The organism is Mycobacterium sp. NGS61 (assembly GCF_059812325.1).
This window is the reverse complement of record NZ_JCALCL010000004.1, coordinates 374,973-397,555: the sequence shown is the minus strand read 5'-3', so window position 1 is coordinate 397,555 and position 22,583 is coordinate 374,973. Positions and strand designations below refer to the sequence as shown.

25 protein-coding genes, 3 tRNA genes and 1 pseudogene are annotated in these 22,583 nt (G+C 67.5%); 19 read left to right on the top strand and 10 right to left on the bottom strand.

Translation table 11 applies throughout. The features are described from left to right. Positions 1-46: 46 nt before the first annotated feature. Positions 47-1,063, bottom strand: a pseudogene (locus AC5Y3Z_RS11910) (phosphatase PAP2 family protein); the annotation flags it as partial. Between the two features lie 113 nt (positions 1,064-1,176). Here AC5Y3Z_RS11910 and AC5Y3Z_RS11905 point away from each other — a divergent pair. Further along, a complete protein-coding gene (locus AC5Y3Z_RS11905; RefSeq protein ID WP_473138618.1) occupies positions 1,177-1,560 on the top strand; it encodes a YchJ family protein in 384 nt (127 codons plus the stop codon). A 15-nt stretch (positions 1,561-1,575) separates the two neighbouring features. Here the strand turns inward: AC5Y3Z_RS11905 and AC5Y3Z_RS11900 are convergent. Both AC5Y3Z_RS11900 and AC5Y3Z_RS11895 read right to left on the bottom strand, forming a co-directional pair. Next, a tRNA-Arg gene (locus AC5Y3Z_RS11900) sits at positions 1,576-1,648 on the bottom strand. A 32-nt stretch (positions 1,649-1,680) separates the two neighbouring features. Beyond that, a tRNA-Ser gene (locus AC5Y3Z_RS11895) sits at positions 1,681-1,772 on the bottom strand. An 83-nt stretch (positions 1,773-1,855) separates the two neighbouring features. Between AC5Y3Z_RS11895 and AC5Y3Z_RS11890 the strand changes: the two genes are divergently transcribed. Beyond that, complete coding sequence (locus AC5Y3Z_RS11890) at positions 1,856-2,926, top strand: aromatic amino acid aminotransferase (protein ID WP_473138619.1); 1,071 nt, start codon at positions 1,856-1,858, stop codon at positions 2,924-2,926. After that, positions 2,923-3,384 (top strand): DUF4334 domain-containing protein, encoded by a 462-nt coding sequence (locus AC5Y3Z_RS11885; protein ID WP_473138620.1) that lies wholly within the window; start codon positions 2,923-2,925, stop codon positions 3,382-3,384. Before AC5Y3Z_RS11890 ends, AC5Y3Z_RS11885 begins: the two co-directional genes overlap by 4 nt. Here AC5Y3Z_RS11885 and AC5Y3Z_RS11880 read toward each other — a convergent pair. Beyond that, positions 3,366-3,968 carry a TIGR03086 family metal-binding protein gene (locus tag AC5Y3Z_RS11880; RefSeq protein ID WP_473138621.1) on the bottom strand — a complete coding sequence of 201 codons (603 nt, stop codon included), beginning with the start codon at positions 3,966-3,968 and terminating at the stop codon, positions 3,366-3,368. The genes AC5Y3Z_RS11885 and AC5Y3Z_RS11880 overlap by 19 nt on opposite strands. A gap of 23 nt (positions 3,969-3,991) precedes the next feature. On the opposite strand from AC5Y3Z_RS11880, the gene AC5Y3Z_RS11875 reads away from it, so the two are divergent. After that, positions 3,992-4,816, top strand: coding sequence for a crotonase/enoyl-CoA hydratase family protein (locus AC5Y3Z_RS11875; RefSeq protein WP_473138622.1), 825 nt, complete (start codon positions 3,992-3,994; stop codon positions 4,814-4,816). On the opposite strand, the gene AC5Y3Z_RS11870 is transcribed toward AC5Y3Z_RS11875, so the two are convergent. Beyond that, entirely contained in the window at positions 4,803-5,183 is a 381-nt protein-coding gene (locus AC5Y3Z_RS11870; protein ID WP_463826150.1) for a hypothetical protein, read from the bottom strand. The genes AC5Y3Z_RS11875 and AC5Y3Z_RS11870 overlap by 14 nt on opposite strands. A 39-nt stretch (positions 5,184-5,222) precedes the next feature. Between AC5Y3Z_RS11870 and lipE the strand changes: the two genes are divergently transcribed. After that, positions 5,223-6,464: a lipase LipE gene (gene lipE / locus AC5Y3Z_RS11865; RefSeq protein WP_473138623.1), complete on the top strand. Its 1,242-nt coding sequence runs from the start codon at positions 5,223-5,225 to the stop codon at positions 6,462-6,464. Between the two features lies 1 nt (position 6,465). On the opposite strand, the gene AC5Y3Z_RS11860 is transcribed toward lipE, so the two are convergent. The 3 genes from AC5Y3Z_RS11860 to AC5Y3Z_RS11850 form a co-directional block, all read right to left on the bottom strand. Further along, positions 6,466-6,615, bottom strand: coding sequence for a hypothetical protein (locus tag AC5Y3Z_RS11860; RefSeq protein WP_463826152.1), 150 nt, complete (start codon positions 6,613-6,615; stop codon positions 6,466-6,468). Between the two features lie 561 nt (positions 6,616-7,176). After that, on the bottom strand, positions 7,177-7,596 hold the full coding sequence (locus AC5Y3Z_RS11855) for an Hsp20/alpha crystallin family protein (RefSeq protein ID WP_463826153.1): 420 nt from the start codon (positions 7,594-7,596) through the stop codon (positions 7,177-7,179). Between the two features lie 166 nt (positions 7,597-7,762). Then, positions 7,763-7,849: transfer RNA gene (locus AC5Y3Z_RS11850), tRNA-Ser, on the bottom strand. A 33-nt stretch (positions 7,850-7,882) separates the two neighbouring features. Between AC5Y3Z_RS11850 and AC5Y3Z_RS11845 the strand changes: the two genes are divergently transcribed. Beyond that, positions 7,883-8,860, top strand: coding sequence for an NAD(P)H-quinone oxidoreductase (locus AC5Y3Z_RS11845; RefSeq protein ID WP_473138624.1), 978 nt, complete (start codon positions 7,883-7,885; stop codon positions 8,858-8,860). A 2-nt stretch (positions 8,861-8,862) separates the two neighbouring features. On the opposite strand, the gene AC5Y3Z_RS11840 is transcribed toward AC5Y3Z_RS11845, so the two are convergent. Next, on the bottom strand, positions 8,863-9,792 hold the full coding sequence (locus AC5Y3Z_RS11840) for an FHA domain-containing protein (protein WP_473138625.1): 930 nt from the start codon (positions 9,790-9,792) through the stop codon (positions 8,863-8,865). 71 nt (positions 9,793-9,863) lie between these two features. After that, positions 9,864-11,060: a cysteine desulfurase-like protein gene (locus AC5Y3Z_RS11835; protein WP_463826156.1), complete on the bottom strand. Its 1,197-nt coding sequence runs from the start codon at positions 11,058-11,060 to the stop codon at positions 9,864-9,866. Between the two features lie 129 nt (positions 11,061-11,189). On the opposite strand from AC5Y3Z_RS11835, the gene AC5Y3Z_RS11830 reads away from it, so the two are divergent. From AC5Y3Z_RS11830 to dprE2, 13 genes are all read left to right on the top strand, one after another. After that, the gene (locus tag AC5Y3Z_RS11830; protein WP_463826157.1) at positions 11,190-13,205 is read left to right on the top strand and encodes a DUF6541 family protein; all 2,016 of its coding nucleotides are present in this window, start codon (positions 11,190-11,192) and stop codon (positions 13,203-13,205) included. Positions 13,206-13,291: 86 nt separating this feature from the next. After that, on the top strand, positions 13,292-13,762 hold the full coding sequence (locus AC5Y3Z_RS11825) for a bacterial proteasome activator family protein (RefSeq protein ID WP_473138925.1): 471 nt from the start codon (positions 13,292-13,294) through the stop codon (positions 13,760-13,762). Positions 13,763-13,765: 3 nt separating this feature from the next. Then, a complete protein-coding gene (gene wzt, locus AC5Y3Z_RS11820; RefSeq protein WP_473138626.1) occupies positions 13,766-14,593 on the top strand; it encodes a galactan export ABC transporter ATP-binding subunit Wzt/RfbE in 828 nt (275 codons plus the stop codon). Continuing rightward, a complete protein-coding gene (glfT1, locus tag AC5Y3Z_RS11815) occupies positions 14,586-15,500 on the top strand; it encodes a galactofuranosyltransferase GlfT1 (RefSeq protein ID WP_463826159.1) in 915 nt (304 codons plus the stop codon). The genes wzt and glfT1 overlap by 8 nt, the downstream gene beginning before the upstream one ends. After that, entirely contained in the window at positions 15,497-16,327 is an 831-nt protein-coding gene (gene wzm, locus AC5Y3Z_RS11810) for a galactan export ABC transporter permease subunit Wzm/RfbD (RefSeq protein ID WP_463826160.1), read from the top strand. Before glfT1 ends, wzm begins: the two co-directional genes overlap by 4 nt. A 104-nt stretch (positions 16,328-16,431) precedes the next feature. Beyond that, the gene (locus AC5Y3Z_RS11805; RefSeq protein WP_473138627.1) at positions 16,432-18,243 is read left to right on the top strand and encodes a PE family protein; all 1,812 of its coding nucleotides are present in this window, start codon (positions 16,432-16,434) and stop codon (positions 18,241-18,243) included. A 66-nt stretch (positions 18,244-18,309) separates the two neighbouring features. Continuing rightward, entirely contained in the window at positions 18,310-18,777 is a 468-nt protein-coding gene (locus tag AC5Y3Z_RS11800) for a GTP cyclohydrolase I (RefSeq protein WP_473138628.1), read from the top strand. After that, a complete protein-coding gene (locus tag AC5Y3Z_RS11795; RefSeq protein ID WP_473138629.1) occupies positions 18,774-19,046 on the top strand; it encodes a hypothetical protein in 273 nt (90 codons plus the stop codon). Before AC5Y3Z_RS11800 ends, AC5Y3Z_RS11795 begins: the two co-directional genes overlap by 4 nt. 26 nt (positions 19,047-19,072) lie before the next feature. Next, positions 19,073-19,288 (top strand): hypothetical protein, encoded by a 216-nt coding sequence (locus AC5Y3Z_RS11790; RefSeq protein WP_473138630.1) that lies wholly within the window; start codon positions 19,073-19,075, stop codon positions 19,286-19,288. 111 nt (positions 19,289-19,399) lie between these two features. Further along, positions 19,400-19,885 carry a GreA/GreB family elongation factor gene (locus tag AC5Y3Z_RS11785; RefSeq protein WP_473138631.1) on the top strand — a complete coding sequence of 162 codons (486 nt, stop codon included), beginning with the start codon at positions 19,400-19,402 and terminating at the stop codon, positions 19,883-19,885. A gap of 77 nt (positions 19,886-19,962) precedes the next feature. Continuing rightward, complete coding sequence (locus AC5Y3Z_RS11780; RefSeq protein ID WP_463826422.1) at positions 19,963-20,328, top strand: GtrA family protein; 366 nt, start codon at positions 19,963-19,965, stop codon at positions 20,326-20,328. 87 nt (positions 20,329-20,415) lie between these two features. Beyond that, positions 20,416-21,798, top strand: a complete 1,383-nt coding sequence (gene dprE1 / locus AC5Y3Z_RS11775) for a decaprenylphosphoryl-beta-D-ribose oxidase (RefSeq protein ID WP_473138632.1) — start codon at positions 20,416-20,418, stop codon at positions 21,796-21,798. Continuing rightward, on the top strand, positions 21,799-22,581 hold the full coding sequence (dprE2, locus tag AC5Y3Z_RS11770) for a decaprenylphospho-beta-D-erythro-pentofuranosid-2-ulose 2-reductase (RefSeq protein ID WP_463826166.1): 783 nt from the start codon (positions 21,799-21,801) through the stop codon (positions 22,579-22,581). Positions 22,582-22,583 lie beyond the last annotated feature (2 nt).

The following is a 22,583-nucleotide window of genomic DNA, read 5'->3' as shown; positions in this document are numbered from 1 at the left end:
GGTTGCCCTGCGCACGCATCGCCGACTCCACCGTCAGGCACAGCAGGGCACCGGCCACCAGGTCCACGCCGTAGTGATAGCCGAAGCCCAGCGTGGCCGCGATGGTCCCCAACAGCCAGGTGGTGCCGCCCCACCGTAGCCAGCGCGGCCCGCGGCGGGAGTGGATGAAGGTCGCCAGCGCCCAACTGGTGTGCATCGACGGCATGCAGTTGCGTGCGGTCAGGTCGTCGAACGCGATCGCCCGCGGCGTGCGGATCTGCGGCAGTGCATGCGGCCAGTAGTCGCCCACTTGAAAGCCCTGGCCGGCCGGGCTGAACGCGAATTCCGGGCCGACCACCGGGAACAACACGTAGATCAACGGTCCGACCAGGCCGAGCACCAGGAACGTTCGCACCAGGAAGTGCCGCGGCCAGCCCGCGGAGTTCACGTGGCGTAGTTGGTAGACCACGACCACCATCGCGGCCAGCGGCAACTCGATGTAGACCCAGTGCAGCACGGCGGTGAGGATCGGCCCGCCCGCCTCGAACAGCCAGCCCATCACCCACGACGGTTGCCCGAGCGCGTGATCGGCCAGGTAGGCGTACTCGTCGAGGACGGTCGGCCGGACCATCGCCGTGATGCGCAGCCAGGTGTCGCCCACTTTGGTCGCGATGATGACCAGGAATCCCAGCGCGATCCCACGCAGCGCGGTCGCCCGCTGGGCGCCGGTCCAGCGCTGCCAAGCCACCAGGACCAGCCCGGTGAGCACGATCATCGGTCCGTTGCCGAACGTCACCGCGGCGCCGCGCACCGCACGTTCGGCGGCGAACACCACGTCGAGCCCCGCGGCCAGCGATAGCGCCCAGATCCGGCAGCGCATCGACACCCCGACGACGCCGATGCACAGGCCGACCCACGACACCGTCGTCGACTTCGGGGTGGCGACATAGTCGCTGATCAAGCTGTGCAACGGCCCTTGGAACCCAGCCGTGCCGGCCACGATCTGCAGGACTACCAGCAGCGATACCCCCACCGCGACGACGGCCGGGACCCAACTGTGGGTCCACCGGGCCCACAGTGGCACCCGGCGCGCGTCGTCAGTGAACACTCGTCGGATATTAGGTGTCCGTCAGGCATCAGAACAGGTAATTCCGGTATCAGATATCGGCGGCCGGCAGCGCTGACTACTTTGGACGGGTGAGCGAACTGCTCGGTCCGCCGTGTCCATGCGGCGGCGGCGAGGGTTATCTGGTGTGCTGCGGGCCGCTACACCACGGTGAGCGGCAGGCCCGGTCGGCCGAGGAATTGATGCGGTCCAGGTACTCGGCCTACGCCCACGGCGACGCCGATTACCTGTTCCGGACCTGGCACCCGCGGACCCGGCCGCCCGATCTCGTCCTCGATCCCGGGGTCACCTGGATCGGCCTGCAGGTGACCGAAAGCCTCCACGAAGACGACGAGCACGCGGTGGTGGCGTTCACCGCCCGTTTCGAATCCGCGGGACGGGTCGAGGAAATGCGCGAACGCAGCCGCTTCCAGCGGCGGGCGGGGCGATGGTGCTACATGGACGGTGACGGATGAATCAGCCAAAGAGAGCGCGCCCGAAGGGATTCGAACCCCTAACCTTCTGATCCGTAGTCAGATGCTCTATCCGTTGAGCTACGGGCGCCTGCGTTATTCAGTTGTCCAGCTGGTCCTGCGTGGCGGAGGCGAGAGGATTTGAACCTCCGGTTCCCTTTGAGGGGAACAACTCATTAGCAGTGAGCCCCATTCGGCCGCTCTGGCACGCCTCCATGGCCTTCCAAAGGGTACCCGACCCCGGAAACCCGGAGCCGCCGGAGGCATAGCGTACACAGCCGCGTCATATGCTGTCGAAATGACCGCCCGCCTGCGGCCCGCGCTGGCCGGGCTGCCCGTTTACGTTCCCGGCAAGACCGTGCCCGGGGCGATCAAGCTGGCCAGCAACGAAACGGTGTTCGGCCCGCTGCCCAGCGTCCGGGCCGCCATCGAGCACGCGACCGCGCACATCAACCGCTATCCCGACAACGGCTGCGTGCAGCTCAAAGCCGCGCTGGCGCGTCATCTGGGCCCCGACTTCGCCCCCGAACACGTGGCTGTCGGCTGCGGTTCGGTCAGCCTGTGCCAGCAGTTGGTGCAGATCACCTCCTCGGTGGGCGACGAGGTGGTCTTCGGCTGGCGCAGCTTCGAGCTGTACCCACCTCAAGTGCAGATCGCCGGCGCCACGCCGATCCAGATCCCGCTGACCGACCACACCTTCGACCTGGACGCCATGCTGGCTGCCATCACCGATCGCACCCGGCTGATCTTCGTGTGCAACCCGAACAACCCGACGTCGACCGTCGTCGACCCCGACGCGCTGTCCCGCTTCGTGAAGGCCGTGCCGCCGGACATCCTGATCGTCATCGACGAGGCCTACGTGGAGTACATCCGCGACGGCATGGCCCCGGACAGCCTGGGCCTGGTCCGCGCGCACGAGAACGTCGTGGTGTTGCGCACGTTCTCCAAGGCCTACGGGTTGGCGGGCCTGCGGGTGGGTTACGCGATCGGCCATCCCGACGTGATCACCGCGCTGGACCAGGTCTACGTGCCGTTCACCGCCACCAGCGTCTCGCAGGCCGCGGCGATCGCCTCGCTGGAAGCCGCCGACGAACTGCTGGCGCGCACCGACGCCGTCGTCGCCGAACGGGTGCGGGTCAGCGCCGAACTCCGCGCCGCCGGGTTCACGTTGCCGCCGTCGCAGGCCAACTTCGTCTGGTTGCCGCTGGGCTCCCGCACCGGGGACTTCGTGCAGCAGGCCGCCAATGCGCTGCTCGTGGTCCGTCCGTACGGCAGCGACGGTGTCCGGGTCACGGTGACCGCCGACCCCGAGGAGAACGACGCGATGCTGCGGTTCGCCCGCAGCTGGATCAGAGGAGGACACCCATGAGTCAGGCGCGCAAGCAGTTCACCGAGTTCAAGGAACGTACCGATCCGATCCCCGACGCCGAACTCGACGACTTCTGGGCAACACTGGAGCCCGCCACGCTGGACGGCATGCTCGGCGAGTGGAAGGGAGGCGAGTTCGTCACCGCCCACCGCGCCGTCGGCACGCTGGCCAAGATCAACTGGTACGGCAAGACGTTCAAATCGGTGCAGGACGTGCAGCCGCTCGTCTGCCTGGACGCCGACGGCAACAAATACTCCAACACCGAGCGGATGAAGGGCGAAGCCAGCCTGTGGCTGGAGGAGTTCCGCGGCGAAGTGACGGCCACGATGGTCTACGACGGGGCGCCCGTGCACGACCATTTCAAGAAGATCGACGACGACGCGGTGATGGGCATCATGAACGGCAAAGGCGTCGTGGACGACGGCCGCTACTACTACTTCTACCTCGAGCGCGACTGATCCCGGATGGGATCACGCCCCGTGAAGGCGACCAGCCGGTCCAGCGCGGGCGCGTCGTCGGGCACCTGTACCGGGTCGGCGAAACCGGCCTGGCGGCGCTGTTCGGGGCGGATGATCCGCTGCGCCAACCCCAGCACATACTCGGACAGCGAGTCCGGCGCATGCACGTCGTGCCCCACCGCGATCGCGTAATCCCAGCCGTGCACCAGGAATTCGATCGAGAACACCGCGACCGCGACCTGGGCGGGCATCGCGTTCTCACCGAGCGCGACATCGCCGGCCATCCCGCGTGTGTGCCACGCGTCCAGGGCCGGCCGGGCGGCGGCGACGACCAGACTCTCCACCGAATCGGTGTCGGCGGGCACGTTGATCTGAGCGCCGGCCATGCCGCCGAGCGTGGTGATCGAGTTCAGTAGATGCTTGGTCAGCGCTTTGACGTCGTACTCCCCGCACGGGGTCTGCTTGGTGCTGTCGTCGCGGCTGATGGTGTGCAGCACCTGTAGCAGCACCGCGAGGGTGGCTTCGGCGCTGTCCAGTTCGTCGGTGGGCGGCGAATCCGGTCCGGGTCGCAAATCTGAGGGCATGAGCGCCACGCTACGGTCTCGCTATGGCCGAAACATACGAATCCGTGTCCGTCGAGATCAAGGACCACGTCGCGCGGGTGACGCTGATCGGTCCCGGCAAGGGCAACGCCATGGGACCGGCATTCTGGGCTGAGCTGCCCGAACTGTTTCCGGCGCTGGACGACGACCCCGACGTGCGGGCAATCGTCCTGACCGGGTCGGGCCGAAACTTCAGCTACGGCCTGGACGTGCCGGCGATGGGCGGCTCGTTCACCCCACTGCTGTCCGGTGATGCGCTGGCCGGGCCGCGCGCGGTGTTCCACCGTGAAGTGAAGCGGATGCAGAACGCGATCACGGCTGTCGCCGACTGCCGCACCCCCACCATCGCGGCGGTGCACGGCTGGTGCATCGGCGGCGGCGTCGACCTCATCTCGGCCGTGGATATCCGCTACGCCAGCGCCGACGCCAAGTTCTCGGTGCGCGAGGTCAAGCTGGCGATCGTGGCCGACGTCGGCAGCCTGGCGCGGCTGCCGCTCATCCTCAACGACGGGCACCTGCGCGAACTCGCGCTGACCGGCAAGGACATCGACGCTGCCCGCGCCGAGAAGATCGGCCTGGTCAACGACGTGTATGCCGACGCCGACGCGACGCTGGCCGCAGCACATGCCACCGCCGCCGAGATCGCGGCCAACCCGCCGCTGACCGTGCACGGAATCAAGGATGTGCTGGACCAGCAGCGCACGTCGGCGGTCTCGGAGAGCCTGCGGTACGTCGCCGCTTGGAACGCGGCGTTCCTGCCGTCGAAGGACCTGACCGAGGGCATTTCCGCGACGTTCGCCAAGCGGCCCCCGCAGTTCACCGGCGAGTAACACACAGCCATAGGGCCGCAGCCAGCCATGCGCTCGACACCGCCAGCCCGGCGAACTCCAGCCAGCCGATCATGTCGCCGGCGCGGTGCCTGGTGTCGACGAGGTGGCTGACGGCATGCAGCACCCAGTGCGTGGTGGCGAAGGCCAGCGCCGGCACCCGCCAGGACGTCCACCGCAACGCGCCCAGCAGCAGTAGTCCCAGCGGGAACTCGAACGACGCGTTGTCGAGGATGTAGTGCGTGTTGCGGATGCCGAAGGCGCCCAGGGTGTCGAAGAAGATGCCGGGCGCCAACGCCATGAACAACCCCAGAGCCACCGAATAGAAGCCGAAAACGAGCAGAATCACCTCGACATAGCGTGTGCGCATGACCCTGAGGCTAGGCGCGCTTCACGTACCCTCACGAAGGTGGCGACCACCGAGACCCCCGACGGCAAGATCCGTGTCCCCGCCGATTTGGACGCAGTGACCGCCGTCGGCGACGAAGACCACTCCGGCGTCGACAGGGCCGCCGTGGAACGGATCTGGCGGGCCGCACGGCACTGGTATCAGGGCGGCATGCACCCGGCCATCCAGTTGTGCATCCGGCGCAACGGGCAGGTGGTGCTCAACCGCGCAATCGGTCACGGCTGGGGCAACGCGCCGACGGACGACCCGGACGCGGAGAAGATCCCGGTCACCACCACGACACCGTATTGCGTGTACTCGGCGGCCAAGGGCATCACCGCGACCGTGATCCACATGCTGGTCGAGCAGGGGGTCTTCGCCCTCGACGATCGCGTCTGCAAGTACATCCCCAGCTACACCAGCCACGGCAAGGACCGCACCACGATCCGGCACGTACTGACCCACAGTGCGGGCGTCCCGTTCCCCACCGGCCCGCGACCGGACCTCAAACGCGCCGACGACCACGAGTACGCACAGGAACAGTTGGGCAAACTGCGCCCGCTGTACCGACCGGGACTGGTGCACATCTATCACGCGCTGACCTGGGGTCCGCTGATGCGCGAAATCGTCTACGCAGCCACCGGCAAGGACATCCGCGACATCCTGGCCGCCGAGATCCTCGACCCGCTGGGCTTCCGGTGGACCAACTTCGGCGTCGCCGCGCAGGACGTCCCGCTGGTCGCGCCCAGTCACCCGACCGGCCGGCCGCTGCCGCCGCTGATCGCGGCGATCTTCCGCAAGGCGATCGGCGGCACCGTGCACGAGATCATCCCGTACACCAACACCCCGGCGTTCCTGACCACTGTGGTGCCGTCGTCCAACACCATCTCCACTGCCGACGAACTGTCACGCTTCGCTGAGATCTGGCGGCGCGGTGGCGAACTCGACGGCGTGCGGATCATGAGTCCGGAACGGATGTACGGCGCGGTGCAGCAATCCCGGCGGCTGCGGCCGGACTTCGCCGTCGGGTTGATGCCAGCCCGCTGGGGCACCGGCTACATGTTGGGCACCGACCGGTTCGGACCGTTCGGGCGCCACGCGCCGGCGGCGTTCGGCAATCTGGGCCTGGCCAACATCGCGATCTGGGCGGACCCGCAGCGCGGACTTGCTGCCGGCCTGATCAGCAGCGGCAAGCCCGGCCGCGACCCCGAACTCAAGCGCTACACCGCGCTGATGGACACCATCGCCGCGGAGCTGCGCTGAGTCACGCTCCGAGTAGCTGAGGATTGGCGTACCAGCTCGTCATGGGACTGTGGTCGCCGACGCGCGGGTAGTCGTCATCGGGCAGCGTCACCAGGTCATGTTGTTCCGCCCAGTCGACCGGGTCGGCTTCCAGCGTCATCACATCGATCATGTTCTGGCCTCCTCCTCGAACTCCTCGAACGTCGCGGGTGTGACAGTTGTGGTGGACGGGCCGCCCGCCCCGGTATGCGTCGCCCGACCTGGGCATCGGCGTGCTGGTTACCGGTGGGTGCCGGCTACGCCCATGATGTGGCCCGGGTCGCGGGCAGGCCCGCTGGTATGCGCGGTGATGGCATCACCTCCCTTCCCTGTGGATGCGGTTCACCGGGTAATGCCTGATTCGGCGCCCGGAGGACTGCGCTGCACGGCATCGATTCGACGCTCGGCCCCGCGCCGCGCGGAGGCCGTCAGCGGCCAAGACCGACCAGCACGTCGGGGCTCGTCGATGGCGCATCCGACGGCTGGTGGTGCCGGTGGCTGACAGAGCAGGCGTCGCTCGGCTGCGCACAGAATGGCGTCGACCTCGGCGATCAGCGCGATCAGCGACGAGTCGTCCGGGACCGGCGCCACGGTCGGTGGCGCCGGCGCGGTTGCGCGCGGTGTCTCCCGCGCGGCCCATGTGCTGCACTGCGACATCACTGACCCACTTTCCGTCAGCAATACGACCGGCCACTCAGGCGCTGAGAGCGTGCTGACCGTTTGTCCGGTTGACCGTGATCTTGCGCGGCTTGGCCTTCTCCGCCACCGGGATCTGCAGACGCAGCACGCCGGCGTCGTAGGAGGCCTCGATGCGGTCGGTGTCGAGATTGTCGCCGAGCACCAGCTGCCGGGAGAACACCCCGCGGGGCCGTTCGGCAGCCAGCATCTCCTTGCTCGACTCCACATCCGGGCGTTCGGCGCGGACGGTCACCACGTTGCGCTCGATGTCCAGGTCCAACGAGTCGGCGTCGATGCCTGGCAGGTCGAGTTCGACGATGAACTTTTCGCCCGCGCGCCAAGCGTCCATCGGCATCACCGTCGGACGCGCTGCGGTGCCCAGCGCCTGCTGAGTGAAGCGATCGAGATCGCGGAACGGATCGCTACGTACCAACATGGTCGCCACCTCCAACACTCCAATCATCATTGTTGTGGACAGGAAATCTGTGTCCGTAGACACACTTTTTATATAACTCGGGATGGAGTGTCTGGCAAGTGATGGAGCCAGAATTTTTTAGCCGGTCCGGTAGCCGCGCAAGGTTCCACCGGTGCCGGCGGACGAGCGGTGGCGGAGGGATTTGAACCCCCGGACGGTGTTAGCCGTCTCTCGCTTTCAAGGCGAGTGCATTAGGCCGCTCTGCCACGCCACCGTCGATAAGGGTAGCGGGCGGTAGCGTGGCCACATGCGTGCCATCGTCGCCGAATCCGCCGAACAACTGACCTGGCGGGACGTCCCCGACGTCACCGCCGGACCGGGTGAAGTGCTGATCAAGGTCGCCGCGGCCGGCGTCAACCGCGCCGACGTGCTGCAGGCCGCCGGCAAGTACCCGCCCCCACCGGGCGCCAGCGAGACCATCGGGATGGAGGTCAGCGGCACCATCGCCGATGTCGGTGCGGGTGTCTCCAAGTGGTCTGTCGGGCAAGAGGTTTGCGCGTTGCTCGCCGGCGGCGGTTACGCCGAGTACGTCGCCGTACCGGCCGGGCAGGTGCTGCCGATTCCAGCGCGCGTTGACCTCATCGACGCCGCCGGGATACCGGAGGTCGCCTGCACGGTGTGGTCGAACCTGGTGATGACCGCCCGGCTGGGTCCCGGTCAGCTCGCGCTGCTGCACGGCGGCGGCAGCGGCATCGGCACCCACGGCATCCAGGTGGCACGCGCCCTGGGCGCCCGGGTGGCGGTCACCGCCGGCTCAACCGAGAAGCTGGACTTCTGCCGGGAACTGGGTGCCCAGATCATGATCAATTACCAGGACGAGGACTTCGTCGCGCGTCTGGCCCAAGAGACCGAGGGTGCCGGGGTCAACGTGATCCTGGACATCATGGGTGCGGCCTACCTGGACCGCAACATCGACGCGCTGGCCACCGACGGATGGTTGATCGTGATCGGCATGCAGGGCGGGGTGAAGGCCGAACTCAACATCGGCAAACTCCTGGCCAAGCGCGCCCGCGTCGTCGGCACCACGCTGCGCGCCCGTCCGGTGACCGGCCCGAACAGCAAGAGCGCGGTCGTCGACGCGGTCACCGAATCGGTCTGGCCGATGTTCGCCAACGGCGCGGTCCGCCCGATCATCGGCGCCCGGTTGCCCGTCCAGCAGGCCGGCGAGGCCCATCAGCTGATGGTGTCGGGCAAGGTGACCGGGAAGATCGTCCTGACCGTCTGACACTACGAGCCCGCCGGCTCCTTGCGCGCGGTCACCGGGTACACCGTCGCCGTCCCGTGCCGCCCCTTGATCTGCACGATTTCACTTGGGCCCCAACTGAACTGGTCTACGACAGCAGCTTGCACACCGCTGGCCGCCAACACCGGTGCCCGACCCTCGCGCCCCGCCATCGAGGCCAACCGGAAGGCGACGTTGGTCGCATCGCCGATGACCGCGTCGGTCGACCTGGTCATCGCGGCCGTGGCGGCCACCCCCTGCACCACACCCCAGCCCATGCGAATCGGAGATCCATCCGGCGTGCGTAACGGCCACTCGGGCGCGAGATCGTCGACGAGCCGGTTCGCGGCGAGCGCGAAATCGATGGCCAACTCGGCGGCGTCGGGAAATCGGCGCACCTCCCAGACCGCGAACAGGGCGTCACCGGCGTAATGGCTCAGCGTGCCCTTGTGCGCGCGCAGCACACCGCCCACCTGGCGCCACAGTGTGTACAGGCTGCGCGCCATCAATTCCTCGTCGGTGACCTGCGAGATCGTCGAATAGTTGACGATGTCACCGACCACCATCACCATGGCGGACTTGCCGATCCGCGCCAGCGTGCTCTTCACCACCCGCTGGGGCACCCCGTTGAACCGCTCAGCGTGAAATGTCAGCAGCACATCGCCGATCTGGATCTCATCGGCCGGCCTGATCAGCAGCGCCACCGCTCGTTCCACCCGGACACCGTTGAGCGACGTGCCGTTGCTGCTGGTGTCGATCAGGAACGCCTGGTCGGACTCGGGGTCGAGGCGGATCTCGAGATGGGTGCGGGAGATCTCCGGGTCGGGTATGACCAGCCGGCGGGAAGCCCTGATCCCGGCGCATTCCCGCCCGACGAACAGCTGATCGAAGATGGGCACGCGACGCTCGGCGCCGGTTGCATCGATAACGGTCAAGTGCCCCAACGGTTCATCGGACCCCGGCCCCGTCGGCGCACCGAACCTATTGTCAGACAACACGTTCGGAATCAGCCCAGCGACGCCAGAGCCCGCACCAGCTGATCGACTTCAGCCATCGTGGAGTAATGCGCCAGTCCCACGGTGACCGCGCCGCCGATGTCGTTGACGCCGAGCGCATCGAGCACCCGCGAGTTGGCGTTGGCCATCGCCAGGATGCCGTTGTCCGCCAACCGCTGAACCACCCGGTCTGCGGGCACCTCGTTGACGGCGAAGCTCACCACCGGGATCCGCGCCTCGGGAACACCGAGCAGGATCACCAGCGGCAGCGACCGCAGCGAAGCCATCAGATAGTCGTAGACCCGGTTCAGGTAGGCGGCCGCGGAGTGCATCGACACCGAGAGCCGCTCGCGTCGGCTGCCCCGGGCCGCCTCGTCCAGTGACGCCAGATATTCGATGCTGGCGACGACGCCGGCCAGCAAACCGAACTGGTGGGCACCCACCTCCAGGCGCGCCGGGCCGGTGGCGTGCGGATTGGTTGAGACCGAACCGAAGGTGTTCATCAGCGACGCGTCGCGGAAAACCATGGCACCGATCGGCGGCCCACCCCAGCCCACCGCGTTCACCGTCACCACATCGGCGTCGGTTTCCTTGATGTCGAACAGCCGGTACGGCGCGGCCGCCGAGTGATCGACCACCACCAGGGCACCCACATCGTGCGCCAACTTGGTCATCGCGCGCAGGTCGGTGGCCGTGCCCAACGTGCCGGACGCCGACGTCACAGCGACCAGCCGGGTCGATTTGCCGATCAGGCTCTCCCACTGCCACGTCGGCAGCTCACCGGTCTCGATGTCGACCTCGGCCCATTTGACCTTGGCGCCGTACCGGTGCGCCGCACGCAACCACGGCGCGATGTTGGCCTCGTCGTCCAGGCGGCTGACGATCACCTCGTAACCCAGGCCGGACCGCGCCGACGACGCTTCCGCCAGAGACGACAACAGCACCGCGCGGTCGGCGCCCAGCACCACTCCGCTCGGATCGGCGTTGACCAGGTCGGCGACCGCCTCGCGGGCCGCCTCCAGCACCGCGGCGCTGCGCCGGGCCGACGGGTGCGCCCCGACCGCAGTCGCACCGGACCGGCGGAAGGCTGTCGACACGGTGGTCGCGACGGAATCAGGGATCAGCATGCCGCCCGGCGCGTCGAAGTGCACCCACCCGTCACCGAGCGACGGGTGCAACCCACGCACCCGGGCGACGTCGTAGGCCATGCCAGCCACCTTAAAGTCCTCAAGAACATTCGCCGTTTTGCGAACGGATTGTCGGTAGCGGGTGCGCCATTGACGTTCCAGCCGTTACGGCTTCCCGAGTGAGGACACCCGGCCAGCCATACTAGTCGAGTGAGCTTGTGGTTCGGAACGCTGATCGCATTGATCCTGCTGATCGCGCCGGGTGCCATCGTCGCACGTATCGCGCAGTTGAACTGGCCGATCGCGATCGCGGTCGGACCGGCGCTGACGTACGGCGTGGTGGCGCTGGCGATCATCCCCTACGGCGCCCTCGGCATCCCCTGGAACGGTTGGACGGGCCTGGCGGCGCTAGCGGTCGTCTGCGTAGCGGCGACGATTCTGACGCTGCTGCTGGCCCGTTTCCGGGACAAACCGGCCGAGGCGTGCGCGGTCCAACCCGGCCCCGGCCTGCTGGTCGCGGCCGGAGTGCTGCTGGGGGTCGTGTTGATCGGCTGGGCGGCGTTCAGCGGCATTCCGCACTGGCAGACGATCCCCAGCACCTGGGACGCGGTCTGGCACGCCAACGAAGTCCGCTGGATCCTGGACACCGGCCAGGCGTCGTCCACCCACATGGGCGAACTGCGCAACGTCGAAACACACGCGCTGCTGTACTACCCGTCGGTGTTCCACGCGCTGGCCGCGGTGTTCTGCCAGCTGACCGGAGCGGCCGCCACCACCGGCTACACGTTGAGCTCATTGGCCGCGGCCATCTGGCTGTTCCCGGTCAGCGCCGCGGTGCTCGCCTGGAAAGTGTTGCGCAGCCACACCACCGAGTGGCGCACCGCGGCGATCTCCGCGACGGCCGCCGCGCTGTCGGCGTCCTTCACCGCGGTGCCCTACGTGGAGTTCGACACCGCGGCGATGCCGAACCTGGCGGCCTACGGCGTCGCCATCCCGGTCATGGCGCTGATCACCTCGACCCCCGGCCACCGGGACCGCATCCCGGTGGCGGTGCTGGCCCTGGTCGGCGTCTTCTCGGTGCACATCACCGGCGGCATCATCGTGCTGTTGCTGCTGGGTGGCTGGTATCTGTTCGAGCTGCTCTGGCGTCCGGTTCGGGGCCGGCTCGCCGACCTACTGACGCTGCTGGGCGTCGGCGTGCTGGCCGGGCTGATCCTGTTGCCGCAGTTCCTGAGCGTGTCGCAGCAGGAAGACATCATCGCCGGGCACTCGTTCCTCACCTACCTGAGCATGCGGCACGGTCTGTTCGACGCGGTGTTCATGCATTCCCGGCACCTCAACGACTTCCCCTACCAGTGGGCGCTGAGCTTCCTGTGCGCTGTGGGCGGGCTGATCATCCTGGTCGACGGGATCAGGCGGAACCGCCGGGTCCTCAAACTCCCCTGGCGGCTGGCACTGCTGAAGGTGCCGTGGCCGCTGGCGGTCTGGCTGCTGCTGATCGTGATCAACGTCGACGCGGGCACCCCGCTCTGGGGCCCATTCGGCCGGGTCGCCGGCGCGTTCGGTGAGTTCTTCTACAAAGACCCGCGCCGGATAGCGGCCGCGACGACCCCGCTGTTCACCCTGATGGCGGCCGTCGCGCTGGTCGCGATCGTCGGCGGAGTCGTCACGCTGGTCCGGCGTCGCGTTCCCCAAGCCATGCCGCCGGAACTGTGGCGGGCGGCCGCCGCGGTGGTGATCGTGGGCATCTGCGTGGCCGGTGCCTGGCACTACTTCCCACGGCACCGGTTCCTGTTCGGCGACAAGTACGACCAGATCATGGTCAATCAACAGGACCTCGACGCCATGGCGTACCTGGCGACGCTGCCGGGCGCGCGGGACACCCTGATCGCCGATTCCAACGTCGACGGCACCGCCTGGATGTACGCGGTGGCCGGATTGCATCCGCTGTGGACCCACTACGACTACCCGGTGCAGATGGGCCCGGGGCCCAACCGCTACATCATCTGGGCCTACGCCCGAAAAGGCGACAGCGACGAGCGGGTCCCCAAAGCCATCAAAGCCCTCAACATCCGTTATGTGCTGGCCAGCGGCCCCACGGTGCGCGGGTTCAAGATTCCCGAAGGGCTAATCTCACTGGACAAGTCGCCGTACTGGACACTGATCTACGACAACGGCGGCGCCCAGATCTACGAATGGCATGACTACGCGGCGACGCACCGCTGACAGCACGCGTGAAGGACGGTGATGGGGTGAGCACGGGCCCGGAGGACGACGGTATCGAGGTCATCGGCGGTGTCGATCCGCGGTTGATGGCACTGCGTCAGGCTGAGGACGCCGACGACTCCGACGAACGCTCGCTGACCGACCTGGTCGAGCAGCCGGCGAAAGTCATGCGGATCGGCACGATGATCAAGCAGCTACTCGAAGAGGTGCGGGCCGCACCGCTCGACGACGCCAGCCGCACCCGGTTGCGCGACATCCACGCCACCAGCATCCGTGAACTCGAGGAGGGTCTGGCCCCGGAACTGCGCGAAGAGCTGGAACGGCTGACGCTGCCGTTCAACGAGGACACGCCCCCGTCCGACGCCGAGTTGCGGATCGCCCAGGCGCAGTTGGTCGGTTGGCTGGAAGGGCTCTTCCACGGCATTCAGACCGCGCTGTTCGCCCAACAGATGGCAGCGCGCGCACAACTGGAGCAGATGCGCCAGGGTGCGCTGCCGCCCGGGATGGGCAAACAGGGCCACCCCGGCGGGGCGCACGGCACCGGACAGTATCTGTAAGCCGTGTCGAGCGGGCCGCACATCGAGACACGCGACGCGTGGGTCGAATTTCCCATCTTCGACGCGAAGTCGCGATCGTTGAAGAAGGCCTTCCTGGGTAAGGCGGGCGGCACGATCGGCCGCAACAGCTCCAACGTGGTGGTCATCGAGGCGTTGCGGGATATCACCATGTCGCTGGAACTCGGCGACCGCGTCGGCCTGGTCGGCCACAACGGTGCCGGGAAATCGACTCTGCTGCGCCTACTTTCGGGCATCTACGAACCGACCCGTGGCTGGGCGAAGGTGACCGGTCGGGTGGCGCCGGTGTTCGACCTGGGCATCGGGATGGACCCGGAGATCTCCGGCTACGAGAACATCATCATCCGCGGCCTGTTCCTCGGGCAGACCCGCAGGCAGATGCTGGCCAAGGTGAACGAGATCGCCGAATTCACCGAATTGGGCGATTACCTGTCGATGCCGCTGCGCACCTATTCCACCGGGATGCGGGTCCGGCTGGCGATGGGCGTGGTCACCAGCATCGACCCGGAGATCCTGCTGCTCGACGAAGGCATCGGCGCGGTGGACGCCGAGTTCCTCAAGAAAGCGCAGTCACGGCTGCAGAGCCTGGTGGAACGCTCCGGAATCCTGGTATTCGCAAGCCATTCCAACGAGTTCCTGGCTCGGTTGTGCAAGACCGCGATGTGGATAGACCACGGCGTCATCAAGCAGCAGGGTGAAATCGAAGATGTGGTGCGCGCCTACGAAGGCGAGGACGCGGCGCGGCACGTGCGCGAGGTCCTGGCCGAGACCCGCCGCGATGACCTGACCCAAAGAGCCTCTGGCGGTGAGTGATTCCGTCTTCGCCGTGGTCGTCACCCATCGGCGCCCTGAGGAACTCGCTCGCTCGCTGAACGCCCTGAGCGGTCAGACCCGGCAACCCGACAAGCTGATCGTCATCGACAACGACGACTCCGCAGACAGCCGGGTGCGCCGCCTGGTGGACAGTCAGCGGATTCCGCAGCTTTACCTCAACTCTGCCCGAAACCTCGGTGGCGCAGGCGGTTTCGCACTCGGCATGCTCCTTGCGTTGGCGCACGGCGCGGACTGGGTGTGGTTGGCCGACGACGATGGGTACCCGCACGGACCCGACGTGCTGCAGACCCTGTTGGCCTGCGCGGAAAAGTACCGGCTGGCCGAAGTGTCACCGATGGTATGCAATATCGACGACCCCGACCAGCTGGCCTTTCCGCTGCGCCGCGGTCTGGTATGGCGCAGGCGGACAAGCGAATTGCGCACCGCGCCGGGTCAGGACCTGCTGCCCGGTATCGCGTCGCTGTTCAACGGCGCCCTGTTCCGGGCCTCGACGTTGGAAGCGGTCGGGGTGCCGGACCTGCGGTTGTTCATCCGCGGCGACGAGGTGGAGATGCACCGTCGGCTGGTCCGCTCCGGCCTGCCGTTCGGCACCTGTCTGGATGCGACCTATCTGCACCCGTGTGGATCCGACGAGTTCAAACCGATCCTGGGCGGGCGCATGCACACCCAGTACCCGGACAACCCGAGCAAGCGGTACTTCACCTACCGCAACCGCGGCTATGTGTTGTCCCAGCCGGGTCTGCGCAAGTTGCTGCCCCAGGAATGGGTGCGGTTCGCTTGGTTCTTCCTGGTGACCCGACGCGACCCTGAGGGTTTGCTGGAATGGTGTCGGCTGCGCCGCCTGGGGCGGCGCGAACAGTTCGGACGGCCCGGAGGTTCGGCATGACGTTCATCGACGCGGCGGCGCAGTCCAAGACGTTCGCCCGGGCCCGCGGCGATCTGGCCGCCGGCTTCCACCGCCGCGAACTCTGGTTGCACCTGGGCTGGCAGGACATCAAACAGCGCTACCGCCGCTCGGTGCTGGGACCGTTCTGGATCACCATCGCCACCGGCACCACCGCAGTCGCCATGGGCGGGCTGTATTCCAAGCTGTTCCATCTGGACCTGTCGGTGCACCTGCCGTACGTCACGCTCGGCCTGATCATCTGGAACCTGATCAATGCCGCCATCTTGGAGGGCGCCGACGTGTTCGTCGCCAATGAAGGGCTGATCAAGCAGTTGCCGACGCCGCTGAGCGTGCACGTGTACCGGCTGGTGTGGCGGCAGATGATCCTGTTCGCACACAACATCGTGATCTATGTCGTGGTCGCGATCATCTTTCCGAAGCCGTGGTCGTGGGCGGACCTCTCGGTCTTTCCGGCGCTGGCGTTGATCATGCTCAACGCGGTGTGGGTGTCGCTGTGCTTCGGCATTCTGGCGACCCGCTACCGCGATATCGGCCCGCTGCTGAACTCGCTTGTGCAGTTGCTGTTCTTCATGACGCCGATCATCTGGAACGACGACACGCTGCGCCACCAGGGTGCCGGCAACTGGTCCAAGATCGTCGAACTCAATCCGCTGCTGCACTATCTGGACATCGTGCGGGCACCGTTGCTGGGCGCACACCAGGAGTTGCGACACTGGGCGGTGGTCGTGGTCCTGACGATCGTCGGCTGGGCGCTCGCGGCGATCGCGATGCGGCAGTACCGCGCCCGGGTGCCCTACTGGGTCTGAGCGTCAGATCGGCTTCGCCAAAACGCCGGACATGGTGTCGCTGCACCGGTTACGATCCGCCACGTTGTTGCGGGGTGGGCAGAACACATCGGATTGGAGATGCGGTGTCCTACTTGGTCGCTGTCCCGGAAGCGTTTTCCTCGGCCGTCACCGGACTGGCCGACATCGGATCGGCACTCCAGTCCGCCAACGCGGCAGCGGCCGGCCCCACCACCCGCGTACTGGCCGCGGCCGCCGACGAGGTGTCTGAAGCGGTCGCGGTGTTATTCGGCGCACACGCCCAGGGCTACCTGTCGTTGAGCGAACAGGCCGCGGTTTTCCATAGCCAGTTCATGCAGGCACTCAATGCGGCCGGCGGGTCTTATGCATTAGCCGAAGCCGCTAGCGCCGCGCCGCTGGACGCCGCCGGACAGGCGGTCTTCGGGGTGATCAACGCACCCACCCAGTTACTGCTCGGCCGTCCGCTGATCGGTGACGGCGCCGCCGGCGGAACGGTCAACGGGGTCGGGCAGGCCGGCGGTGCCGGTGGCTTGCTGTTCGGCAACGGCGGCGCCGGCGGAGACAGCACTGCCACCGGAGTGGCCGGGGGCTCGGGTGGCAGCGCAGGTCTGCTGGGCAACGGCGGAGCCGGCGGCCGGGGCGGGCTGGGTGCTGTGGGCGGCGCCGGCGGCGCCGGCGGCTTGCTCTACGGCAACGGTGGCGCCGGCGGCACCGGTGGGGCCGCGGTTGCCGGTTTCAACGGCGGTCTGGCCGGGATGGGCGGCAGCGGCGGCAACGCCGCGGTGTTCGGCAGCGGGGGTCACGGTGGTCAGGGCGGCCAGGGACTGGCCGGAACCAGTGGCGTGAACCCCACGCCCACCGGACAGACGGCAGCGACCGGCGCCTTCGGCACCTTCAATTCAACCGACGGCGGAACGACCATCATCAGCGGCGGCGGCACCGGCGGCACCGGCGCAGCGGGAGGCCCCGGAGTCGGCGGCGGCACCGGCGGAGAGGGTGGTCGAGGCATCGCCACGAGCAGTTCAGGCAGTGGAAAGGTCATGATCGGGCTAGGCGGCGCCGGTGGTAACGGTGGCGAGGCTGGCGCCGGTGCAGCTGGCGGTGCGGGGGGCGACGGTGGCCTTGGCTTCATGAATGACAACGCCGGCACGTCGGGTCTCGCCTTGGCGACCGGCGGTCGGGGCGGATTCGGCGCACCGGGCGGGGTATACGGCGGCCAAGGTGGTGACGGCGGGGCCGGCGGCGACGCGACGGCTACGGCGAATTACTTCACGCGGCCGACCGGCGGCGACGGCGGTGACGGCGGTTTCGGCGGGACGGGCATGTCCGGCAGCGCCGGCGGCGTCGGCGGCACCGGAGGCAGTGGCGGTCGCGGCGGACTGTTGATCGGCAACGGCGGCAACGGGGGTGCGGGCGGCCTCGGCGGTAGCGGAGGTGGTGGCGACTTCGGCGGCAACGGCGGCAACGGTGGCAACGGCGGTGCCGCCCAAATCAGCACCACCGGCAACCCGGTGGCAGGTGACGGCGGCGATGGTGGTGACGGCGGCGCCGGTGGAGCGGGCGGCGACGGCGGTGCCGGCGGAGCGGGAGGTCAGGGCGGCGGCGCCGGACTGCTCGCCGGCAGCGGCGGCGCGGGCGGAATCGGGGGCGTTGGCGGTAATGGAGGAACCGGCGGGGTGGGTGGCGACGGCGGCAACGGTGGTGCCATCGGCAGCAACGGCACCGGCGCAACCGCCGGAAGTGGCGGCGATTTCGGCGCGGGCGGTCGCGGTGGCGCGGCGGGTGCGGCCGGCAGCGGCGGCAGCGGCGGAGCCGGTAGCGCCTTGAGCGGCAGCACCGGCGCGACGGGCGGCACGGGTGGGCCGGGTCAGGTCGGCGGCGACGGACAGAATGGCTCGCCTGGCAACAACGGCTAGCCAAGGGCCGCCGTCGCCAAGAATCCTTTGAGGATCCGCCAAGGATGCGGTCCGAGGCTATGCCGCATGCTGCGTCATGACCACGGCACCTCGCTCGCCGTCGACACCTTGTTGCACTATCCGATCGGTGGTGACGTCGCACCACCCGCCGAAGTCGATCTCGAACTGGTGCGCCCGATCCCGTTTCATTCCCTGTGCGAAGAGCACCTGCTGCCGTTCCACGGTGCCGTGCACATCGGCTACCTGCGCAGCGGAAAGCCGTTGAAGCATCCGGAATTCACCCGGATCGTCGATGCGTGCTCGAGTGGGATCCAGGTCCAGCAGCGCATGGCGACGCGGATCGGCCTGTGGGTGCACCACGAACTCGCCCCGTACGGGGTGGGCGTGTTGGTCGAGGGCGCCTACGCGTGCGCCGCGCCGCACGCCGACACCACCACCCTGGCGTTTTACGGCGCATTGCGGCACAGCGCCGAGCGCCAGCGCGACTTCCTCACCCGCACCAGACAAGAGCTCGTCAAATTAGCGGCCGAATGACCATGACCGATCTAGCTGTTGCTGAAACCGTCCATACCGCCACGATGCATCGTGACGACGCCCCGATCGGCCGGGTGGCGCGGTCTCATCTGCGGAAGCGGTTCGGTGCCTTGTCGTGCTGCCGTCGTTCCTGGTCCGACGACGGCAAGCACCTGTTCCTGCACGGTTTCGAGCTCGCGTTCGACATCGAATTCGCTTGCGCTGGAACCGAACCGGCACTTGACTGGCAGGCGCCGCGCTGCGACGGCAGTTCGGCCACACCACCCTGATCGCCGCCAACGACCCGCAACGCGACTTGTTCGAATTGCTGGCCGACCGCGGTGTGGTCGACATCCGGATCGTGGAAAGCACCGCCACCGAAGCCTCGGCAGCCTGGACGTTCGACACGGTGGAGCGGACCCTCGCGCACGCCACCGGCGGCCGGACCTGGGTGTCGCGCATCGCCGCCCAGGAGAGCGGCAACGAGGTGATCACGCTGACGGCGCTGCCTGCTCAGAACGCTCAGCGCTAGCCAACGGGGTCCCTGCCGCGCGGAATACCAGTGACGGCCGGGATAGTTGTGGTGTATCACTGAAAGCCACAAATCTCCGACGGCACTTCACAGGGCGAAAAGGCGGCGCAGGTGAGCGAGGAAGCCCAGTCAACTGACCTGGCAGCAGCGGCGCGCGACAACCTCGCTGCCGAACTGGACCGGCTCAGGCAGCGGCGCGACCGGCTGGAGGTCGAGGTCAAGAATGACCGCGGCATGGTCGGTGACCACGGCGACGCCGCCGAGGCCATCCAGCGTGCCGACGAACTGGCCGTGCTCGCGGATCGGATCAACGAACTGGACCGACGGTTGAAGGCCGGGCCGGCCGACACCGATCCGTCGGATGCGTTGCCGGCCGGAACCGAGGTGACCCTGCGGTTCGCCGACGGTGAGGTGGTGACGATGCACGTCATCTCGATCGTCGAGGAGACGCCGGTGGGTCACGAAGCCGAGACGTTGACCGCCCGCAGCCCGCTGGGCCAGGCACTGGCCGGCCACCAAGCCGGCGACACGGTGACTTATTCCACCCCGCAGGGCCCCACCCAGGTGGAGCTCATCTCGGTGAAGTTGCCCAGTTGACGACGCTCCCGCCCGAACCTGACGCCGTGCCGGCCGGTGAGGACCAGCACAAATATCTGCACCTGACCACCCAGGCGCTGCGCTTCGTCATCACCGGCGTGTTCGCGGCCATCGTCGACTTCAGCGTCTACGTGGCGCTCTACAAGGGTGTGGGTCTGCAAGTTGACCTGTCCAAGTTCATCAGCGTGGTGATCGGCACCATCACCGCCTATCTGATCAACCGGCGGTGGACGTTCCAGGCCGCGCCGAGCCGTTCCCGGTTCGCCGCCGTCATGGCCTTGTACGGAGTCACCTTCGCCGTGCAGGTCGGTCTGAACCACCTGTGCCTGGCGCTGCTGCACTACCGCAGCTGGGCGATCCCGGTCGCGTTCGTGATCGCCCAGGGTGTCGCGACGGTCATCAACTTCGTGGTGCAGCGCACCGTGATCTTCCGCGTTCGCTGAGCCGGCTTCAGCGTTCGATTCGCCGCCGCACCCGGACGCTCGCGTCCCGCATCGTCGTCACCCGGGCTCGCGGTACCCTCTTGGACGATGTTCAGCGCTGATATACCGACCACCCCGACCCGGCTGACCGGGTTCGGCCGCACCGCGCCATCGGTGGCCGATGTGCTCTCGACCCGTGATCCCGAAGTGGTAGCCAAGGCAGTCGCCCGCGTCGCCGAAGCCGGCGGCCGCGGCGTGATCGCCCGCGGCCTGGGTCGGTCCTACGGCGACAACGCACAAAACGGCGGCGGCCTGGTGATCGACATGACGGGGCTCAACCGCATCCACTCGATCAGCGCCGACACTCGGATCGTCGACGTGGAGGCCGGCGTAAGCCTCGATCAGCTGATGAAGGCGGCGCTGCCGTTCGGGCTCTGGGTCCCGGTACTGCCCGGAACCCGACAGGTCACCGTCGGCGGGGCGATCGGTTGCGACATCCACGGCAAGAACCACCACAGCGCGGGCAGCTTCGGCGACCATGTGCGGTCGATGGACCTGCTCACCGCCGACGGGCAGATCCGCCACCTCACTCCCGACGGCGAGCAGGCCGAGCTGTTCTGGGCGACCGTCGGCGGCAACGGCCTGACCGGCATCATCCTGCGGGCCACCATCGAGATGACACCGACCGAGACGGCGTACTTCATCGCCGACGGCGTGGCGACCAAGGACCTCGACGAGACCGTCGCCGTGCACCTCGACGGCAGCGAGAACAAGTACACCTATTCCAGCGCCTGGTTCGACCTGATCAGTCCGCCGCCGAAGCTCGGCCGGGCTGCGGTCAGCCGCGGCAGTCTGGCGACGCTGGATCAACTGCCCCCGAAGCTGGCCAAGAATCCGCTGAAATTCGATGCACCGCAACTGCTTACGGTGCCGAACGTGTTTCCGGTCAGTGCGATGAACAAGCTGTCCTTCATGGCGATCGGCGAGGTGTATTACCGGCTGGGTGGCACCTACAGCGGCAAGATCATGAACCTGTCGCAGTTCTACCACATGCTGGACCTGGTCAGTGGCTGGAACAATGCTTACGGGCCAATGGGTTTCGCGCAGCATCAGTTTCTGGTCCCACCTGATGCGATGGACGAGTTCAAAGCGATCATCCGCTGGATCCAGACCCAGGGCCACTACTCGGCGCTCAACGTGTTCAAGCTGTTCGGCCCCGGCAATCGCGCACCGCTGAGCTTCCCGATGGCCGGCTGGAACGTCGCGATGGACTTCCCCAACAAGCCCGGCATCAATGAGTTCCTCAACGAACTCGACCGCCGGGTACTGCAATTCGGTGGCCGCGTCTACACCGCCAAGGATTCCCGCGTGAGCGCCGAGACGTTCCACGCCATGTATCCGCGCATCGACGAATGGATTGCGGTGCGCCGCAAGGTTGACCCGTCAGGGGTGTTCGCCTCTGACATGGCCCGACGTTTGGAGCTGCTCTAGATGGTGCTGGACGCTGTCGGTAATCCGCAGACCATCCTGCTGCTCGGAGGCACCTCCGAGATCGGGTTGGCCATCTGCGAACGCTATCTGCGCAACGCTGCCGCGCGAATCATATTGGCGGACTTGCCCGACCATCCCCGCAAGGCGGAAGCCACTGCCGCGATGACGGCGGCCGGCGCCAAATCCGTCGAATGGATCGACTTCGACGCCACCAGCACCGACAGCCATCCCGGAGTCATCGACCGAGCCTTCGCCGGCGGCGACGTCGACGTCGCCATCGTGGCGTTCGGCCTGCTCGGCGACGCGGAGGAGCTGTGGCAGAACCAGCGCAAGGCGGTTCAGATCGCCGAAGTCAACTACACCGCAGCGGTTTCGGTGGGTGTACTGCTGGGCGAGAAGATGAAGGCCCAGGGCTTCGGCCAGATCATCGCGATGAGCAGCGCCGCCGGGGAGCGGGTGCGGCGGTCGAACTTCGTCTACGGCTCCACCAAGGCCGGCCTGGACGGTTTCTATCTCGGGCTCGGAGAAGCACTGCGCGAGTTCGGCGTTCGGGTGCTGGTGATCCGTCCCGGCCAGGTTCGCACCACCACGACGATCGCATACTGGCAGGCGACCGGCGCCAAAGAAGCGCCGCTGACCGTCGACAAGGAGTACGTCGCCGACCTCGCGGTCACCGCTGCCGCTAAAGGTAAGGAATTGGTTTGGGCGCCGGCAACATTCCGCTACGTGATGATGGTGTTGCGGCACGTCCCGCGGAGCATCTTCCGCAAGCTGCCCATCTGACT